The organism is Candidatus Eisenbacteria bacterium, from assembly GCA_018831195.1.
GTDB lineage: Bacteria > Eisenbacteria > RBG-16-71-46 > CAIMUX01 > JAHJDP01 > JAHJDP01.
In genome coordinates, this window is the sequence record JAHJDP010000020.1 from 11,528 (window position 1) to 31,205 (window position 19,678).

16 protein-coding genes are annotated in these 19,678 nt (G+C 51.4%); 4 read left to right on the forward strand and 12 right to left on the reverse strand.

Features of this window, described 5'->3' with window-relative positions; translation table 11 throughout:
• Positions 1-441: 441 nt before the first annotated feature.
• From KJ970_03300 to KJ970_03320, 5 genes are all read right to left on the reverse strand, one after another.
• Positions 442-1,398: a hypothetical protein gene (locus KJ970_03300; GenBank protein MBU2689927.1), complete on the reverse strand. Its 957-nt coding sequence runs from the start codon at positions 1,396-1,398 to the stop codon at positions 442-444.
• Positions 1,399-1,477: 79 nt separating this feature from the next.
• Positions 1,478-2,350: a hypothetical protein gene (locus KJ970_03305; GenBank protein MBU2689928.1), complete on the reverse strand. Its 873-nt coding sequence runs from the start codon at positions 2,348-2,350 to the stop codon at positions 1,478-1,480.
• A 9-nt stretch (positions 2,351-2,359) separates the two neighbouring features.
• Complete coding sequence (locus tag KJ970_03310; GenBank protein MBU2689929.1) at positions 2,360-3,322, reverse strand: hypothetical protein; 963 nt, start codon at positions 3,320-3,322, stop codon at positions 2,360-2,362.
• A gap of 36 nt (positions 3,323-3,358) precedes the next feature.
• Positions 3,359-3,961 carry a hypothetical protein gene (locus tag KJ970_03315; GenBank protein MBU2689930.1) on the reverse strand — a complete coding sequence of 201 codons (603 nt, stop codon included), beginning with the start codon at positions 3,959-3,961 and terminating at the stop codon, positions 3,359-3,361.
• Between the two features lie 627 nt (positions 3,962-4,588).
• The gene (locus KJ970_03320) at positions 4,589-6,862 is read right to left on the reverse strand and encodes a CIA30 family protein (GenBank protein MBU2689931.1); all 2,274 of its coding nucleotides are present in this window, start codon (positions 6,860-6,862) and stop codon (positions 4,589-4,591) included.
• A 255-nt stretch (positions 6,863-7,117) separates the two neighbouring features.
• On the opposite strand from KJ970_03320, the gene KJ970_03325 reads away from it, so the two are divergent.
• The 3 genes from KJ970_03325 to KJ970_03335 all read left to right on the forward strand — a co-directional run bounded on the left by KJ970_03325 (position 7,118) and on the right by KJ970_03335 (position 10,363).
• Positions 7,118-8,056 (forward strand): tyrosine-type recombinase/integrase, encoded by a 939-nt coding sequence (locus KJ970_03325; GenBank protein MBU2689932.1) that lies wholly within the window; start codon positions 7,118-7,120, stop codon positions 8,054-8,056.
• A gap of 71 nt (positions 8,057-8,127) precedes the next feature.
• Entirely contained in the window at positions 8,128-9,246 is a 1,119-nt protein-coding gene (locus KJ970_03330) for a glycosyltransferase (protein ID MBU2689933.1), read from the forward strand.
• A 1-nt stretch (position 9,247) separates the two neighbouring features.
• Entirely contained in the window at positions 9,248-10,363 is a 1,116-nt protein-coding gene (locus KJ970_03335) for a DegT/DnrJ/EryC1/StrS family aminotransferase (GenBank protein ID MBU2689934.1), read from the forward strand.
• Between the two features lie 5 nt (positions 10,364-10,368).
• Here KJ970_03335 and KJ970_03340 read toward each other — a convergent pair whose 3' ends face one another.
• Positions 10,369-14,037 carry a hypothetical protein gene (locus KJ970_03340; GenBank protein ID MBU2689935.1) on the reverse strand — a complete coding sequence of 1,223 codons (3,669 nt, stop codon included), beginning with the start codon at positions 14,035-14,037 and terminating at the stop codon, positions 10,369-10,371.
• Positions 14,038-14,658: 621 nt separating this feature from the next.
• On the opposite strand from KJ970_03340, the gene KJ970_03345 reads away from it, so the two are divergent.
• The gene (locus KJ970_03345) at positions 14,659-15,711 is read left to right on the forward strand and encodes an MFS transporter (GenBank protein ID MBU2689936.1); all 1,053 of its coding nucleotides are present in this window, start codon (positions 14,659-14,661) and stop codon (positions 15,709-15,711) included.
• Positions 15,712-15,970: 259 nt separating this feature from the next.
• Here the strand turns inward: KJ970_03345 and KJ970_03350 are convergent, their stop codons facing one another.
• From KJ970_03350 to KJ970_03375, 6 genes are all read right to left on the reverse strand, one after another.
• On the reverse strand, positions 15,971-16,213 hold the full coding sequence (locus tag KJ970_03350; protein ID MBU2689937.1) for a hypothetical protein: 243 nt from the start codon (positions 16,211-16,213) through the stop codon (positions 15,971-15,973).
• A 42-nt stretch (positions 16,214-16,255) separates the two neighbouring features.
• Positions 16,256-17,863, reverse strand: a complete 1,608-nt coding sequence (locus KJ970_03355; protein MBU2689938.1) for an IS66 family transposase — start codon at positions 17,861-17,863, stop codon at positions 16,256-16,258.
• A gap of 11 nt (positions 17,864-17,874) precedes the next feature.
• A complete protein-coding gene (tnpB, locus tag KJ970_03360; protein MBU2689939.1) occupies positions 17,875-18,231 on the reverse strand; it encodes an IS66 family insertion sequence element accessory protein TnpB in 357 nt (118 codons plus the stop codon).
• Positions 18,225-18,566 (reverse strand): hypothetical protein, encoded by a 342-nt coding sequence (locus KJ970_03365; GenBank protein ID MBU2689940.1) that lies wholly within the window; start codon positions 18,564-18,566, stop codon positions 18,225-18,227. Before KJ970_03365 ends, tnpB begins: the two co-directional genes overlap by 7 nt.
• 24 nt (positions 18,567-18,590) lie before the next feature.
• Positions 18,591-18,767 (reverse strand): hypothetical protein, encoded by a 177-nt coding sequence (locus KJ970_03370; GenBank protein MBU2689941.1) that lies wholly within the window; start codon positions 18,765-18,767, stop codon positions 18,591-18,593.
• Between the two features lie 408 nt (positions 18,768-19,175).
• A complete protein-coding gene (locus tag KJ970_03375) occupies positions 19,176-19,592 on the reverse strand; it encodes a hypothetical protein (protein MBU2689942.1) in 417 nt (138 codons plus the stop codon).
• Positions 19,593-19,678: the final 86 nt, after the last annotated feature.

Here is a 19,678-nt window from a genome sequence, read left to right on the forward strand (position 1 = left end):
CCCATATTAATGTTATCGTAATCACAAATCGCTGTGGCCGGACGGAACGGACTCCATTTCTACCGACTAATCTTCAAGGATTATTCAAAATCTCATTGCCGTCTTGCTTATATTTCTCATATCGATTAATGCCTCCGGACTCAGAGATCCCATCGTCTCGGGGATAACGAAGGAATGATGAAACTCATCAACGGCAGCCGAACATCGGTGCCCATTCGAACGAAAAAGTCCACGGCACGGAAACATTTCGTTTGTTGAGTCTTAGTCGGATTGTGTCTTTGAGGTATGGAAGATTCTAAAGATACCCGCAGCAATTTGGCAAAAACCGCCAACGCAACCAACGGCATACTTCTAAACCAATGGTAGGAGCTTCTCATGTCAAAATCCCTCCAATGTACATGGCATTTTCTTCCAATGTCCATGTGACCTTCACCTCAGGATTCAATCATCATCTCCCAGGTCGATTTGGAACCGGATCCATATCGGCCTATGGTCCGAGACTGTGTACTTGATTGCATTATGGCTCATCGTTGTATACGGAGGCTGCATATCGAACGCCACTATGCCTATGTCTACACCGAATTCCGGGTCCCCTGTCCCCAACTCGGCAAACACTCCCCGAGTAATGATAAACTGATCATAGATGTTTCGGCTGCTGGCTACGGTCGTCGAGAACTCGTCCTGAGACGCTATCCACACCTTCATGTCATGCGGATCCGTGATTGCCTCAAGGAGCGGGAACCGATACCGCTCCTGCCAATCTTTCTCTAAGAGCTGGTCAAATGCTTTTTTGTCGGTTTTCTTGTACTTGCCGTAGCGATTCATGTCACCGAGGACGATCCAGTCACCCTCCAGTTGGTCCGCTCCACGAAGAAAGTCCCTGAGTTTCTTGATCTCCTGCTTGCGGCGACCCAGATCTCCCCATGCCAAATGGACCGGGACGATCACGAAATCGAAATCTCCGGCTTGGAAGGGCAGCGCGGCCGGAATCCGGAAGAAGTTCTTCCCTCCGAGCTTCGGATTATTCGAGTCCCTATCCTCCTCCAACCACCAAACCTCATCATCGTAGATCACTGGATCCCGATAGATCGCCGCATAGCGTTCATCTCCGGATTGAGGTGTGATAACAAAGAAGTAGTCTGGCTCGTTAACAGGCGTAAGGGCGTTCATCGTATCCGTGAGGGCAGCCACTTGATCCTCAGCAACATCAATTGTCCCAACTTCCTGCACTGCAATCAGATCAAGCTCATTGTCGACTAACATATGCGCGATTGCAGACAGATCACGGGTCGCAGGATGGTTGCCTTCTCCAAATTCGGCGATGTTGAAACTTGCGATCCGAATATACTCCGCGGCAAATGTCCAACCCGGTAGAACAAGCACCAGGATTATCGTCATGATGGCTCGATGCCATCTCCCTTGAGAAGTCATCATATTCCCCTTTAATTACACAATCTTGGCCGCCCGTCCAAGTGGATTAATCAATCTTCTTGGCGATAAGATCCTCAAAGGAAACCATCAACTCCCTCGAGTTTTGCTTAACCTCCTCAAAATCTCTCGCCAATGACTCCACAAGTTTCTTGGCTCGCTCCGGATCATCACCCTCCAAGACCTCCTGAACTTCATTGATCCGCTCGTCGAATTTATCTCGAGCACCCAAGTCGTCAATTCTTGACCTCAGTGCTTCGTACTGAATGACGATATCATCCATCTTGTAGACTGCTTTGAGCTGTGAACGCCTACGCTCTTCGGCCGACATCATTGCCACCGAGCGCGGGAGGATGGTCATCAGCACTTCCTCCAGCTTCGTGCCCAGCCCATCCATGGCTCGTTCCACACGTAGAATAAAGAGCCCAACCAGGAAGCCGAGCATGTTAGGAGGAACATTGGTCGGAACAATGTTCTCATCAGCCCACTGCGCCCATGCCCACATGACAACGAAGAGGTAAGCGATAGCCTGGGCAACCCGGTAAGCGTAGTCACCCCAGTACTCCCTGAGCCTCCACTGCTCACGTTTCTTGCGGGAAATATTCAGAATAAAGAGCAGGACCCCTGCAAGGCATGTCACGTAAGGGATGAGGAACTGCCAGCCAGTGACCGAGCCGCCCCCATAGGAGGGGATCACCTGGCTTGTCACGGTCGCACCCAGGAAGAGCTCCTCGCCGAAGAAATACGATACAATCAGGACCAGGATGATCACAGCAGCGGAGAGAATGAGCATGAAGATATGACGGGCATTTTGCGAGTCATACCATTTGTCATCCACCTCGGATGCCCGCTCATCCTCTAAGTAGTGCTCCGGCAGTGGCCGTTTCCCAGATTGACCCATGTCACCACGATCGTCTTCCATATCTCCCTCCTAACTCTCTTTTATGTGAAGCCCACCGTTCTTCACCACAACCTTGACCTTGTCGCTGTGACGCTTGAAGTATGGTCCCAAGGGTCCCGTCGTGTGCGTCGTCTGACCAATCTCCCCCCAGGCTCCGGCAAAGTCCCGCCACTTGGATTGCGGCACGAATTCTATAAAGTTGGTCCAAGTCTTCCATTGAAGTGGATACGAGTGGGAATCCTTCACAGAGGGCTTACATGGGTGGCCGTTGGGGTCGACATAGACCACGGGGTGCCTTTCTGTCGAAAATGTCATTTTTTCGAATCGCCGGGCGGTGCCGGTATCGTGCTGGGCGAAGTAAACAAAAGCCGGCTCATGGCCCTGGGTGAATGCATCCTTGGTGAATAGCAATGTGACGTGTTCCCAGTCGCCCTCATGGGTGATGAAAAAGCGCCACCAGTTCAGCTCGTAGAAGAACCAGTATAATACATGAACCAGTTCCTTCTCTGGATCATATTTTGTGTCTACGAAGACCCGACCGCTCACCTGAGCTTCTCGGAATGGACCATAGCCGCTACGCTTATCTGAGAGTTTTTCAGTCCGCTGGAGAAAAAGTCCCTTCGCGCTTCCGGGGCTGTAACGGTTCTTGGAGTCCCGGGGTCGAAGATTGGGGCTACCCGGCGGATCAAACTGGCCGGAAAAGGGGAATCTCCGACGGGTTTCCTCAGCTATATCATTCCAAGAGATGTCCTCGAACGCCTCCCCCTTCTGGTCTCCCTCAACCCAATCCCGGATGGTTTTATTCCAGCCCTGATCCTTCCCTGGGCGCGACTCCCTAAACCTCCCCAGCCTCCGAAACTCTCTTGGATCGCTTGGGAAATGCCTTTCGGATTTGTGAAACCGCAATTCCGGGGCATATTGCTGGGCCATCATGAAGGCATGCTTAGATTTTGCATCTGGTGGGAGATCCAAAGCCTCTGTCGACTCGTCCATGGAAACCTCCGTTTCGGCAGCCTCACCTATTCCAGGCTAAAACTTCAACTCTCGGCTTTCAGGATTTCGGAAGGTGCTTTGATAAATATGCTCCGGGCTCACATTAGTCGGGTGCACAACAGATGTTGGGACAATCCTCTCCACGACCGCGAAGCAATCATTCACAAATGCGCTGCAGTACGATGCCCTTTTTAGATCAAGGGGATTTCTCTTTCGGAAAGTCCGGGTGATATACGCCCAGAGCGATCCAAGCAGTTCGAGCACAGGATAACGCACACCACTGGCAATCTGGCGTTGGGCCTCCGCGATGATCTCATCCACCTCAACATCAGTCAGATGATAGTCAATGATGTGAAGTAGAACATTCTTCTTATCTTTGCCGTACTTTTTAAGTGTCGACTCCTGGGCTCCGTTCAGAAGGCCATTGCGCGCGAAGTAGATATCACTTTCATAGACCCGGATTCCGCCATCTTCCCGGGCCTTGCCGACCGTAAATACGTGTCCCCATCTGGACGGTTTCCGGTCCGGCGTGATAGATGTTTGCCCCTCGCATACAAGATCATGGATCCATGATTTCTGCTTGATCAAAACGACATTTCTGGGTTTAGCAGATCCAAGAAATTGGTTCGATTTGCCCATGATAGGGTTTCTCCCCAGAACGCCATTCCCTAATAGCCCTCATCAGTGAAACACACTCTTGCCGATTGGAGATCAACAGCAGTTTGAAAGGCAGAAGATGAATAATAGACCCGAATATTGCTGCCGTTGAAATCCAAAGTCTCCCCCACCGGCAGCCTTCTAACACATTGAAAAACAATGCGGTTAGCTGCCGCGCCATCGGGACAGACAAATCCGGCAAAGCGATATTTAGGTCAGGGAAGCAGAGAATATTGGGCCGCACCATACCACTAATTCAACAGTACCTGCGTCCCGGCCCAGAAAGATTATATCTAACTGGGCGCGGTAGGTCAATCGCTAATCGAAATGGTTTTCGACAAGCCAAGTCCGGTTTTCATCAGGCGTCTGATTGACGACAAAATGGTTTTCCTGGAAGTTTCTGTTGTCGCTGATCAACCGGGAACAAAAACGAACCAGGTCTGGCCCGGCCCCCTCTACCAGCAACCCACCGCCGGGGTCAGGGTTACCTCCTGCATCGCAGTAAGAGGATGGGAAAATATAGCGCGGGAAAAATGGTGGGCCTGGAATGAGTGGGGGAATTGGACAGGAGGATCCATGGGTGATGGCGTTAACTGCCATCATTCCCTTTCAGCGTATCAGCACGATTCGATTTGACTCCTCACGACCCATGGTCTTGAGCCGGTAGAAGTAGACGCCGCCGGCCACCACCTGGCCGTTGTCGCCCTTCCCATTCCACGAGATCCGGTGCAAACCAGATTCGTAGACGTGGTTCTCTACAAGTGAACGGACACGCCGACCTTGTATATCAAAAACATCTAGCATAACAGCGGTTCGATTAGATGTTGCCAACAAGAAATCCATTGTTCCATGGAACGGATTGGGCGTGGTCCAAACAGTGACTTTCTCCGAATCAAACAGGAACGGATCAACTGCGTTGATATTGTGAGAAAGGAATGAAATACGATCAAAATCCAGGAGAACGGTCGGGAGGGGACGTTCTGTCGTGACGAAGCTGATCGTATGGAGATCGGTGCCAGTCCAAGGGACAGGTAGCCCCCATCCTTCCTGCTGTAGTTCGGAAAACGGGATGAAAATGAGCTCCCAGTCTGTCGGAGCAGTGAAAAATGCCCCATGATAGTCATTGTCCGTAACCGCTTCGGTCTCGAGTTTGACTCTGTACTGACCTTCATCACCTTTCGCATAAAAAGCAATTCCACAGTTGCTGCTGACGTCAATGGGATCACGCTCTTGATTCGGGGAATAACCAACCCCGATGTAGCTCCAGGGGATATCTTCTGTGACAATACCGGTCATTTCTACAAGCGGTGGGCTAATGAAGTTTGTATCTGCTATTGAAAAAGGTTCATGAACCAATTCATTAAGACTCATGGAAACCTGTGACGTACCGCCACTGGCATTATCATTAAAGCTAAACCAGAATCCGCTTGGCACGTAGGCTTTATCCAAAGACAGCCCATCCTCGGCGAATATTACGGCATCGTACATTCCACCCACAGGAAGATTGACCAGGCTAGTACCCGAGGGAACATCCAGATCGAAATCGACCCACTGATCGGCGCCACTGCGAGGTTCAGTCCAGACAGTTCCATAAAAACGGACGGAATGCTCTTCTCCTCGGTTATCCACTGTCAGTTCAATATTGGGTTTCTCGTAGCGCGCATATCGGATAAATACCATGGCTTCCGGCGGCTCCGAAACGTTCGCGCAGGAAAGACTGTACAGCGAGTCTGCGGCTTGGGTGATTCTGTCGACTAAGAACATCGCGTCGATGAGATTGGCTGACCGAATCTGATAGTTAAGAATCGTCCCGGAGACACTACCATAGCGTTCCACTGGGTATTGGGAATCGAGAGTAGCCAAAGCCCCATTCAACTGAACGATGAGGGAAATCTCAACCTCCGACGAGTCAGTTGAGGATTCGATCGTATTAACCACATGCCACCAGGTGGAATCGGCCGGAACCGAAAGCATATCATTAACCTCAAGCTTTCGAACCCTGGCGCAGACCGCATAATCGTGTTCATAGGCAGCATCGATGGTTTCGGCGCCGAGGATGGAGGCGATCACTTGATCAGTTTCTTCATCAATATAATCCATACCGGCGGCGCTGACAGCGTTACTGATACCGATGATATCGGGAATCATGGGATACCCGGTCTCTCCTTCCAGCGCCTCAGAAGGCATAAGTTGTTCGAGGAGTTCAGATGAGCGTTTGAGTGGCAGGGTCGATTTATGGGATTCATTAAGCCAAAGCGGCCGGGACTCAACACCCCCTTGGCTTCCCCCAGTCAGCACACCCCCATTCCCGGTAATACTTTGATCCCAATCGCGCCCGGATTTGTAGAATCTCCAAGCCCCGGCTGGTAGTACGTAATCGTCCGGGGAACCAACCTGATCTTCGGTCGCACCAATATCGAGATAGAATTGTTGAAATGTGCTGATGCAATCTCGGGGACCAAGCTTGAAAGGCTCGCTGTACCAAGGGATGTGTTGTCCCCCCTGAATCGCTATTGCCACCTCAACCGCTCTTTCAGCTGCTGCGATCCTCATGGATTGAGGCATGGCTACGACGTTCGTTACACGAACGTTATGGTACCAACCTTGAAGATAAGAGAGAGTCGTGAATTGGATCCCACTAGGTCTTCTTTCAACAACATCTCCATATGGAGCCCCATACGAGCCGACATAAATTGCCCCATGTCCCGCAAAAGAGAAATTGGGAAACCAGTAGGTCGGTGAGCAATAGATATAGTCACCAATATCAGGTTGCTGAGCTTGAGCAGAAACAGGTAAAACGCCGGCCCCGATCAGGACAAGCCAGGGGATTAGAAGAGAAGAGACAGCGACTATTAGTATTTGCCGGAGCATACGATTTAACATCGTCGGTCCCCTCCAATTTCCCCCATTATATGGACATTGGATCGTTTTGACAAGATGGTTGCTCAGGAAAATGCCCACCTAGGAATTCAAATATCCCTCCATTCCTCAATTGCCCATCTGTCATCGCCCCAATGGCATAATGCCCCTGGAGGCCAGACAGCATTAAACCTATGGAGGAAATCCGCCGAAAGAAAGAAGCATATGGGAAAATTCGTGGCAATCATCACAACCAAGAAAACAGAGGAGTAATTAATTGTGAAACTGAAAGACGCTTGCACGCTATTCGCCAATGCCAATTCAATCAACGATATTTCTCCACATACCCGAAGAGCCTATACAAGTGATCTGAGACAATTGAATAAATTCCTCAAACTGGAAATCGCTCTTGCTGCTATCACTCCGGCAATGGTAAACCAGTGGGCTCAGTCTCTCGCAGATGAGGGATATCTCCCCGCCTCTCGCCGACGCAAGCTTGCCACCACAAGAGTTTTCTTCAATTACTGTGTGCAGATCGACCTGATTACAATCTCCCCGATGGAAAAGATTCGGTTCCGTTTTCCAATGCGAATGGTCCCACCTCCGGTGTTAAGCTCAGATGAGGCGCGGCAGTTTCTCGCTACAATCCGGGCGACGACGAGTATCAATCCTATTCAACAACCGACGCGGTCTCTTCAAAAAGAACTGATAGTCTGGCGCAATCGAGCAATTGTCGAATTACTCCTTAGCACAGGAATGCGTGTGGGTGAATTAACAAATCTCAATATGGAGGATTTGGATACTATAGAGGGGGCAATCAGAATCCGCGGGAAAGGACAGCGCTTTCGGCAGGCATTTGTCGTTGATCCCATTGCCCTAGAGGCGCTTCAAGCCTATAAAACCCTACGTTTGCAGGTCTCAACAACTTCATCATATCTCTTCCTGAATCGGCTCGGTAATCGACTCGGACCGCAGGGAGTGGCTCTACTCTTGCGTATGCTTGCGAACTCCGTGGGGATTCAACGGAGAATCACCCCGCATATGTTACGACATACTGCTGCGACACTGCTAATTTTGAATGGTGCGGATATACGCCTTGTGCAGGAGGTTCTCGGTCATTCATCGATTAGTACAACGCAACGATACACCCATATCACCAAACCACAGATGAAGAATATGCTGATTCGATACAACCACATGCAGGCTCTCGCTGCCTAGTTGTCCACACTCTAATCCACAACAAGAGGGTCCATCTTCATCCATGTAGCGATAACTAGGAATTATCCATAATGCCTCGGATCAGTGTCATCGTACCAATTTATAATGGCATTGCCTTTCTGCAATCGTTCTTTCACTCGTTGGGTATGGCTCTCCCTGACCAGACGCAGCTTATTCTCATAGATGACGCTTCGACGGAGCCGGTGTTTGATGCAGTACCCGCAATCCCGAGGGCGAGTGATGTCTTGCGTCTTCGGAATGATCAGAATTCCGGCTATTCAGTCGCTGTTAATCGAGGATTTGAAGTGGCTAATGGCGACATTATTGTCCAACTCAACACCGATCTCATTCTTGACCCCAACAGCATCAAGGCGATGATCGACCTAATCGAACGCGAACCGAGGGTCGGAATTGTCGGCTCCAAGTTGATTTTTCCGACGACTGGTCTCGTTCAACATGTGGGTATGGCCTTCGGTCATCACACCAAACCTCACGTGTACTTTGAGCTTCCGTCTAGTCACCCGCTGTGTAAAAAAACACGCGAGGTTCAAATCACGACCGGCGCAACTGTTGGAATGACCCGCGCTGTACTTGATCAGTTGGGCCCGCTAGATGAACGGTACTTCAATCATAACGAGGACATCGACCACTGCCTTAAAGCCCGACGACTGGGTCTAAAGAATTTTGTGTGTGCCCAATCAATTGCCTACCACTGGGAGAGCCAGTCTGGACCGGCGCGCTTCGCGAGGGTCGAGGCTTCCGAAGCATCGTTCTGGTCCACATGGGGAGGAGCTTACGACATCGACTTGGGCAGATTCGTTGATGAGGCTCTGGATCATGTTATCGCCCAGGCTCCCTCACTGGAGACGACCAGCTTCGAAATTCTCAACTTATCCCGCGGAGTCGATGAATCGATCGTCCTCGAGCGGCTTGCGCAGCGTTGGCGGGGAATTCAGGATCACGTTCGCCCGGTCCGCCAGTTGAATAATCCCGTAGAACGGCTCTGGCTCCCGATGGTGCTCCCCCACTGGGTGGTCACTGAGCCCAAGCCTTTTATCTACCTGGTTGATCAATATCGAGAGCTCGAAGAGAACGTTCTTTGGTTCCAGAATCGGCGGCGCGTCGTTGAAGACGAGTTGATCGTCGACCTGAGAGCCGGGGTCGTAAGAACATCGGAGGGCTTCTGCTAGTATGATTAACCTGTTCCAGCCGAATCTAGGTGATGCTGAGATCGAGGCGATTCGCGAGGTATTCACCTCCAACTGGCTTGGACCGGGAGTGCGCGCTCAAGCCTTCGAGCGGAAGTTCGCAGAATATATTGGTCGTCCACCGTCCGAGCTAATAACCGTCTCGAACTGTACCGAGGGATTATTCCAGGCAGTCACCGCACTGGGGTTAGGGCCGGGAGACGACGTGATTTTTCCTTCGGTGGGCTTTGTAGGCGCTGCGCACGCAGTACGTAATAGTGGCGCACGAGTCGTGCTGTGCGACGTTGACTCTACGACACTGAATCCCCGTATTGAACACTTCGAACATGCAATCACGGAGAAGACGAGAGCGGCGATCATCCTTCACTACGGCGGTTATCCAGGCGATGTAGTGGAGCTCTCCAAATTTGCAGAGGCGCGATCAATTTCGATGATTGAGGATGCCGCATGCGCGTTGGGGTCCTTCACGATGGAGAAGGCCTGTGGGACCTTTGGTGAGGTGGGAGCCTGGTCCTTTGATTCGATGAAGATGTTGGTCACCGGAGACGGAGGAATGGTATGGGCCAAGCGCCAGCTGATAGCAGACAAGATACGTGCTGGGATTAGGCTTGGTGTTGAGTCATCTGGATTCCACCGACGAACTCGCTCTGCCCAGTGGTGGGAAATCAATCCGGTCATGATAGGACGCCGCGGAACAATGAACGATATTGCAGCGGCAGTTGGATTAGTGCAACTCGATCGGCTGCCAGGCTTTCTCTGTCAGCGCGCTGAGGTTGCGGCAAGGTACGATGCTGAGTTGTCCGATCTGGTGTGGCTTCGCTTGCCTCCAAGAGCTCCCGCTCGAGCTGCCCGAACGTTCTATTGGGTTCAAACAGCTCCCGAGACTCGCGATCGATTGGCGCTGTACCTCCTACAACATGAGATCTACACGAGCTTTCGCTACTGGCCGCTACACAAGACTCGAATGTATCAGTCGCATAGGGCATTTCCGGGAGCCGACCTAGCAGCAGCGTCGACCCTTCTGTTGCCACTGCATCAGGGTCTCTCGACGACTGATGTTAGTCGCGTCATTGACGCGGTTCGAAGGTTTCCAGCGTGAGATCTTTAATAAATCACATAATCCCACTCCTCGACACGTAACCATTCATGGCTTCGGTATCCGCCCCGATCCTGCCGTAGGATCCCATTTTCTGGGTCTAGAAAACAGCTCCGGAGTGATGGATAGCGTTCGAGTGCAGCCAAGCCCAAATCGTCTCCGGCCTGTATTAGGAACCGCACCGCATGGGCTAGCGGAACCCGTACCAAGTCAAAGCGCGCCGATCGGTCGGGCCGCGGATAGGGAGAAATCGTCTCCTCCAGAATCTCCAACGCGGCGCGCGCGTGATCTCGCACACTCTCCATGGCTCTCCGCTTTTGTCGATACAACGATGTCGCAAGATTGATGTGTGCGCGCCATAGGGTCTCCATCTGGCGTCCACGCGCAGCCGCAGCCACCGCTTGAGCGAACCAGGACACTTCATCGTCTTCATCATGCAATGCGCTGATGATTCCGAGAAGAAGCGCAGCTGCACCCGCATCCGGGTAGCGCCCGACGCGAAATGAACTCGTGAATACCGGCCTTAGTAACGCGGTAGCTTCTGCGAGTTTCGGCAGGGCCTTACTCCTATCCGACGTCCAGGAGCGATGCGCCAGCAACAGAAGAGCCATACTCAGATTGATTGCGATTGTGTCTTGTGTTTCTTGGGTAATCGTTTCGGCATCTGTGTGTATGAGGCACTCCCTTAGAATTGACTCGGAGGTTTCAGGCTCCTTCGCCAAGAGGATGTTTGCATGGGTACTTACGACGTCGAGTGAAAGAGGAGTCGCCACTTGACGCGCAATCCCCACTGCACGCTCAGAGATCTCAAGTGCCAGCGCGATTTTCCCGCCTAACGCGAGAGCCACTGCGTATGAGTGAAGTGCTTCCATCTCCAAATTCTGCCAGGCTGAAATTTCTTCTGTCGCATGCTCGGTACTGAACGCTCCGATGTCGCGGACAGCCGTTGCGGCGACTTCTGACGCCCTCGCGGGCTGCCTATCATTGAACAAGATCTGCGATCGGAGAACTTCTGCAGTGAGTAGTCGAAGCTGCAAGCCTTCGAGCGTTCGCGATGCTCGCGATCCACGGTTGGAGATCCTTTGGTGAAGTCGATCGCGCAGACGGTCGATCCGGTGAGCCGCCTGCATGCGATCACTACTTAAGAGGCTCCTGCACAACTCGATTTCATCGTCACAGCACTTCAGGAACGACTGCATTCTGAGCGACGACTGTGCGTCCCCGGCCCAGGTGAAATCGAGCAAGGTAGTGAGAGTCCGACGAACAAGGCTGAGATCACCGCGACGTCGCGCCCCGTTGAGCGCACTTCTCAGAAGCGAGCGTACCCTACCAGCATCTGGCGCGGGTGACGCAAGGAGAATCCGTGCCCATCTGAACCTGCCGGCGGGATCTAGCCTTGGAGACTGTGCAAACCATTTATCGTAGATCTCAACAACTCTTTCTTGCTCCTGCGGAGCCACCTCGAGGCGCCGCAGAGACTGAAAGTAATTCTCGTGACGGAAGGCAACCTCACCTTGCTCGCCGTCTCCTGTCCAGAGAAATTCAGCGGCGTTGATCTCCACCAGCGATAAGTCCGGCCCAATCCCTCTCCATAAATGGCGAAACAGAGGAACTGGCATGCGGTCTTCGAGGAGAGATGCGGCCCACAACAGGGTTGCCAGCTCCGGCTTGCGCGCCCTCAGATATCGCCACCGGAGTTCGATTGAGTCGAAGACTGTCTCAGGCAGCATGGGTTGTTCCCTGTCTGGCTGGATCATGTAAAGCAGTCCGGTCTCAGGATTCTGACCCAAGACACGACGTTCTTTGAGAAGCTGGATCTGCTCCAGGGTATGAAAGGGATTACCGCCGGCTGTTCGGTGGATTCGTTCGACAAGAGAATTCTGGAGTTCGAGCAGTGCAGTAGGAATAAATCGCTGTGCACTATGTCGATCCTCGAACAGACGCCGGGCGAACTCCAAGCTATCTGTCGGTTCGAAGGGCGGGCAAGACACGATGGAGCAATCGAGCTTCCCTAGGAACGCCTCGAACGTGCGAGTTGACCAAGACTTGGGCCCGAGACTGCGTGACTCTCGGACACGTCCTTCGAAAATAAAAAGGACCCCGTTCGCGAGATCGCTCGACGAGATACCATCCGTAGTGCGGACCATATCTAGCTGCCAAATGAGGCGTTCCAACAGCAAGAGAACTTCAGCGTTGCACCAATGGAGATCCTGTAGGTGTATGATCAGTGGAGCATGTCGGGTTCTTACGAAAATCAGAAGCAGAAGAGAGGACAAGACCGCTTGCTCAGTCGCGGTTCCCGACACGCGGTCGTTCATCCCAATGATCGACCGGATCGCGGGTGATGCTCGGTTGGCCAGGTTTTGGTCATATTGAGAAATCGCTATAATCACGCGGTCTGCGGGGTCTCCAATCGGTACACTCGCAGTCGCCAGACCGATCAAGAGATCGGCTAGAACTCGATGCGGATCGTCAAGGGTCTTTGCTTGTTTGGCCTGTACGACATCGCTGCCGCGGCGGCGTTTTTCGAGGGAGAATTCCTCGCATAGTCTGCTCTTCCCACTCCCTCCGGCTCCCACAACTCCAACGCAAGCGACACCCCGCGCAAGTACTCGGTTGTACTCCTGAGAAAGCTTCATCAGGGCAGCCCGGAACGGTCGGTCGAAGAAACGAGGTCTTACGTTCTCGACGACCTGGACCTGCCCAAGGCCGATTTTTTGGGTGCGTTCGGCCGAACCGTCAGTCAGCCGCCCGATGATCACTTCTCCGAGATCGACTCTTCCGACGGAGTACGAGATCAGCTCGATGGAGACCTGTGCGCTGATCGGATCGTCGGCTGAGGAACTGACAACGCATTCGACTCCGACTTCAGCATCCGCGCCGATCGGCCCAATGAGCGTAATGGACTCATCGGGCAGGCCATACTTTCCACCACGTTTCGGCTTCCACCAAAGGCGCGTTCCGCGTGATGCCAGAAGAGAAGAACGAACTTTCAACGGGATGTGGAACGGCACACCTGCGAGCACGTGGGCGGGTACAACAGCGTTCAGAGAGTCACTGCTCGGCTTTGTACAACACCCTTTGAAGTACTTCAGGACATCCCACACCTCGGTTTCAGACAAGCCCTCCCGGAGAATAGGATCAACGACTGCGAGGTGATCGCGCATGAGCCCTTCGATCTGGCGTCGATCGAGAATGTGGCAATGACGTTGATAAGTCGTCTCGAGAATACGACGCGCTCTATCCACCCGGCTCTGCGTCAAGCGAGCTGATAGAGCAACGACAAAGAAGGTCGGATTGATCGTGCTCGACATCCGTGCCAAGCTGCCGGCGACCTCGGCGACGACATCATTGACGCGGCTCCGTTTCTTGCATTGACCGCCGACCGTGATGGCAGCTGCTATGCCGAGTTCTTTGTCTTCGAGAAACCGACCCTGCCCAACGAAGTCCAAACCGCCATCTGGTAGATTGGGCGTCACATACCAATCATATTCCGGACGTAGGCGGGCAAAGATGGCGGCGACAATTACCTCGAAAAATTGAAGCCTTACAGGAGCTGGCGGGGCTGGTTCTGATGTCCCTAGAACCCTCACAACGAAGTCGGGAGGTACCTTCCAGTAGAAGCTCCGGGCGAGAAGATTCCATACGCGCCGTTCCGTTATGCTTTCAGCCTTCATCAAGGTTTACGTCCGATGGGTGAGATAATTCCTAGTTATCAATACTTCATCAACTCTCATAGTGCAGCCGGTTTCTCTCCACCCAGTGGCTCACAATCTCGACAGCAATTGAGAACACGGCCCATGAAGCGAAACCTTTGTACACAAAGACAACCCAACCAAGATCATTATAGCAACGGACAGGGAGAAAACAAGTTTGAAAGCTCTTTTTCGCGATTCACATTCCGGCAAAGTCGGCCTGCTGGACCGGAATACGCCTACACAAGGGGCGACACAACAGCATAGCAATGACAGGGAGTCCCTGGGAGTGAGGTAGTGGGACAGTACAGAGGGACATAGAACAAGTCATTTGCCTCTTGGCTATATTCCCTATTTCCTTCTCCCTTTATGCTTTAAAGTCAAACTCAGACCTGTTAAGTACGAAGACCTCAGCACCGAAACACAGCAAATAGCACTAGGCCCACTGGTCACCCCAGTACGAATTTGTCCTTAGTGGTGGATTTTGATATAATGTTATAAAAGCTTATGGCACAATCCGTACACGCAATATTACAGTACTTCAAACATCTGGAATCAGGGCATTCTCTTATCTCACTTATTAACATACCCAACGCTATTGGCTTGAGTTTTGCTTCGCTCTACTTTAAATCTCAGGGGCTTCCCATATTTAAGATTATCATCGTTTGGGCGATTAGTCCGGCGGTAGCAATGCTAGTCGTGTCACTGGTGCGATCTTATTCCATTCGTACGTTCTTGTGCATTGGAATATTGCTATATGCCATGAAAGCGCTGACATTATTTTTCTATTTTAAATATTCGTACCTGCTCTATGGCATGCTGGCCGGTCTTGTGCTGGGTATTTTTTGGGTGGCGCTGAACTACATTTTCTTTTCACGCTCTCCCTCTGCAAACCATGCCAAAAACTCATCAGTCTATTTTATTATTCCCTCGCTGCTCGGCATCATACTCCCTCCGGTAGGGGCGCTGATCATCGGCTATACCAATTTTAAGGTTTTGTTTGCGCTGGTGGTTTTATTGTCACCGATATCTTTGGGTTATGTGCTAAAGAAAATTCCAGCCCAAATAGCAGTATTCAACTTTCGTGATTCGCACAGACGATTTAAGGGACTCAAGCTCATTACCGGCTTTGAAGGTGCCTTACATTTTTTCCAAAGTGTATTCATTCCGGTTTATATACTTTTATTCCTGACCAGTGAATTTGAAGTAGGTGGATTCCACAGCTACACAGCATTTATAGGTTTTATTGTAACCGTAATACTGGCCAAATACTCGGACAAGCAACAGAAGCGTCTGGTCGTCATAGCGCCATTGCTGATAGCCATGGGAGTGGTTATTTTGCTTTTGGGAGCAATTCACCAGGTGTGGTGGTGGCTGATGCTCATTGGCGTGTATTCATTTCTTGATAACATCACTCTGCCAATACGATTTGCTATTCCCATGGATTTTAAAGGAAAAGATATTGGTTTCTGGGCCATGAGCGAATTCTATGGAAATTTTGGAAGGACAGTACTTCTTGCCCTATCAGCTGTCTTTTTTTACTTCAACGCGTATTGGTTGGCTTTTATAATATTTGCCCTGATTGCCTTATTCTATCCAAGTGTAATTAATTACCAAATCAAGAGAAACTTACACAAGCCGTTATTAACCTCATAGAACTCACGGGAATTACAACTTTGCAATTTAAATACGAATAACATATAGATGACACCTTCACTGCTAGTCTTCAATAATCAGAAATCCAAAAGAAAATTTCTCCTTGCTTCAACCAACCCGAACCTCACATATTCAAATGCCCCATAGGACCTCACCGGGCCAGGATGCTTCAGTACTCACGCAATATCCGCGCCGCTCGGATATTGATCGCATACCGGCCCGAAATGCAATTCAATTTACGACTCCGTGAAATGACCGCTTACCGTTCGCCCGTCTTCATGCAATAGCAGTAGACATTTCCGCAATAATCATAGGCTACATTCTCACACCCGCTGACAGCACGCTCTTTGTCACCATCTTTCCACTTGTAGCAAATGTCGATCACGCATTTGATCCCGTACTTGTCCCACAACTTGGTGTGATAGTCGGTGCCATCATAGCCCTTGTCGCCGGAAAAGTAGTCGCACCGGGCGACAAGACCGTACGAGTCCGGTGAAACCATATCACAAAGGTGTTGACTCGATGGTTCAACCGACTCAGCAAATTACTCTTTTATTGAAGGATTTGTCTCTATGCCCATTTCTTTCGCCCAGGCCCAAGGCGTGAGCCGGGAGATCTCAGATATGGGAGTCGTGTCTATTTTCAGAATGACGTCCTCGAGATAGTTCTTTGTACTAATTCCTAAGGCCTTGCATGTCGCCACCAAAGAAAAGAGATTGGCTCCTACCTTTGCTCCCTCGGGACTCCCAAAAAACAACCAGTTGCGGCGACCGATCACGACGTGCCGGATAGCTCGTTCCGAATCATTGTTATGAATCTCAAGTTCGGATTCGTTCAAGAAAAGCTTTAATGGCTCCCATTGATTGTTCAAGTAAGTCAACGCTTTCCCCAAAGGACTCTTGGGAAGTGTGGATCGCTCGAGCAAAAGCGTATCCACACGTTTGCGTATCCGTTTCAATATAATCCGGCTGAGACGGCCACGGACCTCTCCACGCAATTGTAAAAATGCTTCCCGCTCAAGAACAAGCCTCTCCGCCCGCCGTTTAATCGCCCGCTCGATCCAAAACAGCCTCTGGATCGGCCTCAGCAATAACACCGCCTGCGGTGTTCCCGTTTCCATAGCCTCAACGACCTTGCGCCGTGCGTGACTCCAACACCCCGCACGCTTCAATTTGTTGTCACGTGTAACCTCGTCGTAACCGCCGTAACCATCCGTCTGCAGAATCCCGCCTTTCCATCCACGTAAAAATCGAGAAGGTCCTTCACGGCTACGGGACATCGTAAATTTAAATACCCGCTTCTTCCCAACGCCATAACACCAAATGTAACCCTTATGAATCCCTTTCCGGTCTTCCAACCGGACCATTACCGGGGTCTCGTCGGCTTGCAAGAGCTGCTCTCTGAGAAGCTCTTTGCGCATCTGATCCAAAATCGCCTCGGCTACAACATCGTTCACCCGACGAAGCATTTCCCACATGGTCGACTTGGGTATCGTAAAACCCTGACGCTTGTATATCCCGGATAACCGATTCAATGGAAGGTGATCGTCATACTTCGCCTCGGTCAAATGCGCATACACCGATAGCTCATACTTGCATTTCTCGATCAGTGAAGGGGGAAGCTCCGGTGTGCGTATCCCATGCCCTTCAGGGCAACCATATTTCTTCCGCACATATTGCTTCACCACAAAGTGGGCGGGTATGATGTGGCCACGTTCCGTGGTCTCGACACCGATCTCTTTCATCTCCTGGCCGCAGTCAGGGCAGATCCGCTCTTCCGGGGATAGCGGGATTTCAATGACCTCGCGAGGAAGATGGGGTGGGAAGGGTGCCCGTCCATGACCTTTACGACGCTTGCGAACACGCACCTGTTTCTCTTCGAACTCCCCGGTTTCCGTCTCCGACTCCGGGATTTCTCGAAGTATCTCCTCGAACATCCGGAGCTGATCCGGATCCACACGCTCGGATTTCTTGCGGAAGAGGCGATGAAGGAGAACGTCTATCTTCGAAGACAAACTCTTGTTCTCCCGCTCGAGCTTAGCCAACGCTTCTTTCAAAGACTCGATCTCCGCCTGCTGGGATCGAATGAGCTCCTCGGGTGTCGACTTAACATTCATCAGAAACATACTTATACAATCACATGATCTTTGCAAGCAGAAAATGATTAAAAATAATCATCATGCGCAACTCTTCTCCGAGATCCCCGTAGATCGATCCCCTCGAGAAGTAATGAGAAGTCACTCACTGATACCTCATATCGCTGCTCATGCTCGCCAGCTTGATCGTAAATATGGAACCGGCCCCGCTCTAATCTCTTTGCCAGAAGACAATAGCCCGAATGATCCCACCACAGGATCTTGACACGGTCCCGCCGGCGATTCACGAAGACAAAAAGATGACCTGACTGAGGATCTTCCTCGATCACATCACACACTAACGCCGCCAAAGTATCGAATGACTTTCGGAGATCTGTCGCTCCACGCGCCAGAAAGATCCGGACCGATGGTGGAAGACTCAGCATGCGGCCAAAACCATGATCAGCCAGCGCAATTCAACCGCATCGAATCCGGAAACAATTCTTACGATCAGGCCGTTCGAAATTTGAATTTCGTATCCCTCCGGGGTGGGATCGTGATGCTTGGAGCTTGAAACCAGATGAATCGGAACCCAGGGGTCTGGCTGCGAATCTGCCCCCTTGGCTTCCTCCTGACTATGACTTTCACCATTCCGAAATCTGCGTCGCCAGTACATGAGTTTCGAATATGAGATTTCTTCCTGCTGACCGAACGCTCGAAGACTGAGACCCGATTCTTGCCAGCGTTTGAAAACTAACTGCATTTCTTGTGACCGATTCATAGATGGCCTCCTTTCTGGAGCCCATCATCCGTCATAGGCAGCTCTGATCAAGATGGGACCACCGGACTCGTACACAAGACCGGGATGGTTATCGACCAGATTCTTGAACACGGTATGACCTGCCGGCTGTTCAGCTACCGAGGCCTTGGCTAGCTCGTATGCCACCGGAAGTTCGTAGGTTGCATCCACAATCAGGTGCAGTCGATAGCCAAACCAGGATTGACTCTTGGACCAGGCCGTACCGTCGGCATACTTCCCCTGGTAGGTCTTGACGCCCTAGTCCGCATTCAGATCGCCGCCCATCGGGGCTGTCGTCCGCGTCTTCGGCGCGGGAGTTCCCATGACTCTCGATGGCCTTGCCATCAATCGCCAGGATATTACCGAAGTCAGGCAGGAGTTCCTGAAGTTCTGTAACCAGATCATGGAACATGCGATCGACTTGCTCGTGACAAGAAAACAGCAAATGTAAGAACCGGGAGTAGACATACGAAGGAGGTACTGTAGATAGGCCGCGGAACACATCAAACCCACAGATTTCAGGTATTCCATGCCCCCGCCTGCCCGGATATCAGTACCAGCATCAACAGTATCACTTTCATGTATCCTCCTTCACTCAAGCTTCATGTAAAGCCCGCTAACCTCGATGCCGGCCAGACCAACAGTTCTGATCCCGCCCGGTCCTTTTCCACAATATGGTCCGCGGGAGCACAGCTTCACCCGCTCCCGTGTTCGCTTCGCACTCTTGAGAGCACGCTCGAGCATGTCCCGCTCACACTTCGCAAGAGAAGTGCGCGATTCAAACAGCCTGAGATATGGCAATCCATCTACACTGGTGTCCGGATCCCACAGCATTATCTCAACAGCATTCTCCACATCGAAACTGTAGACAATGCCGCTGAAATAATTGCATTTTCCGGGACGCTCCCCAGCCGATACGAAATGTGCCGGTTTCACAGTGCGTTGACTGGTCGAGGAGCATCCCACAATCAGAAATGCTACCAGTAAGAACAATCCAAGACGTCTCACGACTCACACCTCCTCCTGTTACCGGAGCAGGAGGACCCCAACCCTTAAAAATTGGGCCTGCTGCGATTGCTGCTCACGAGCGGGTC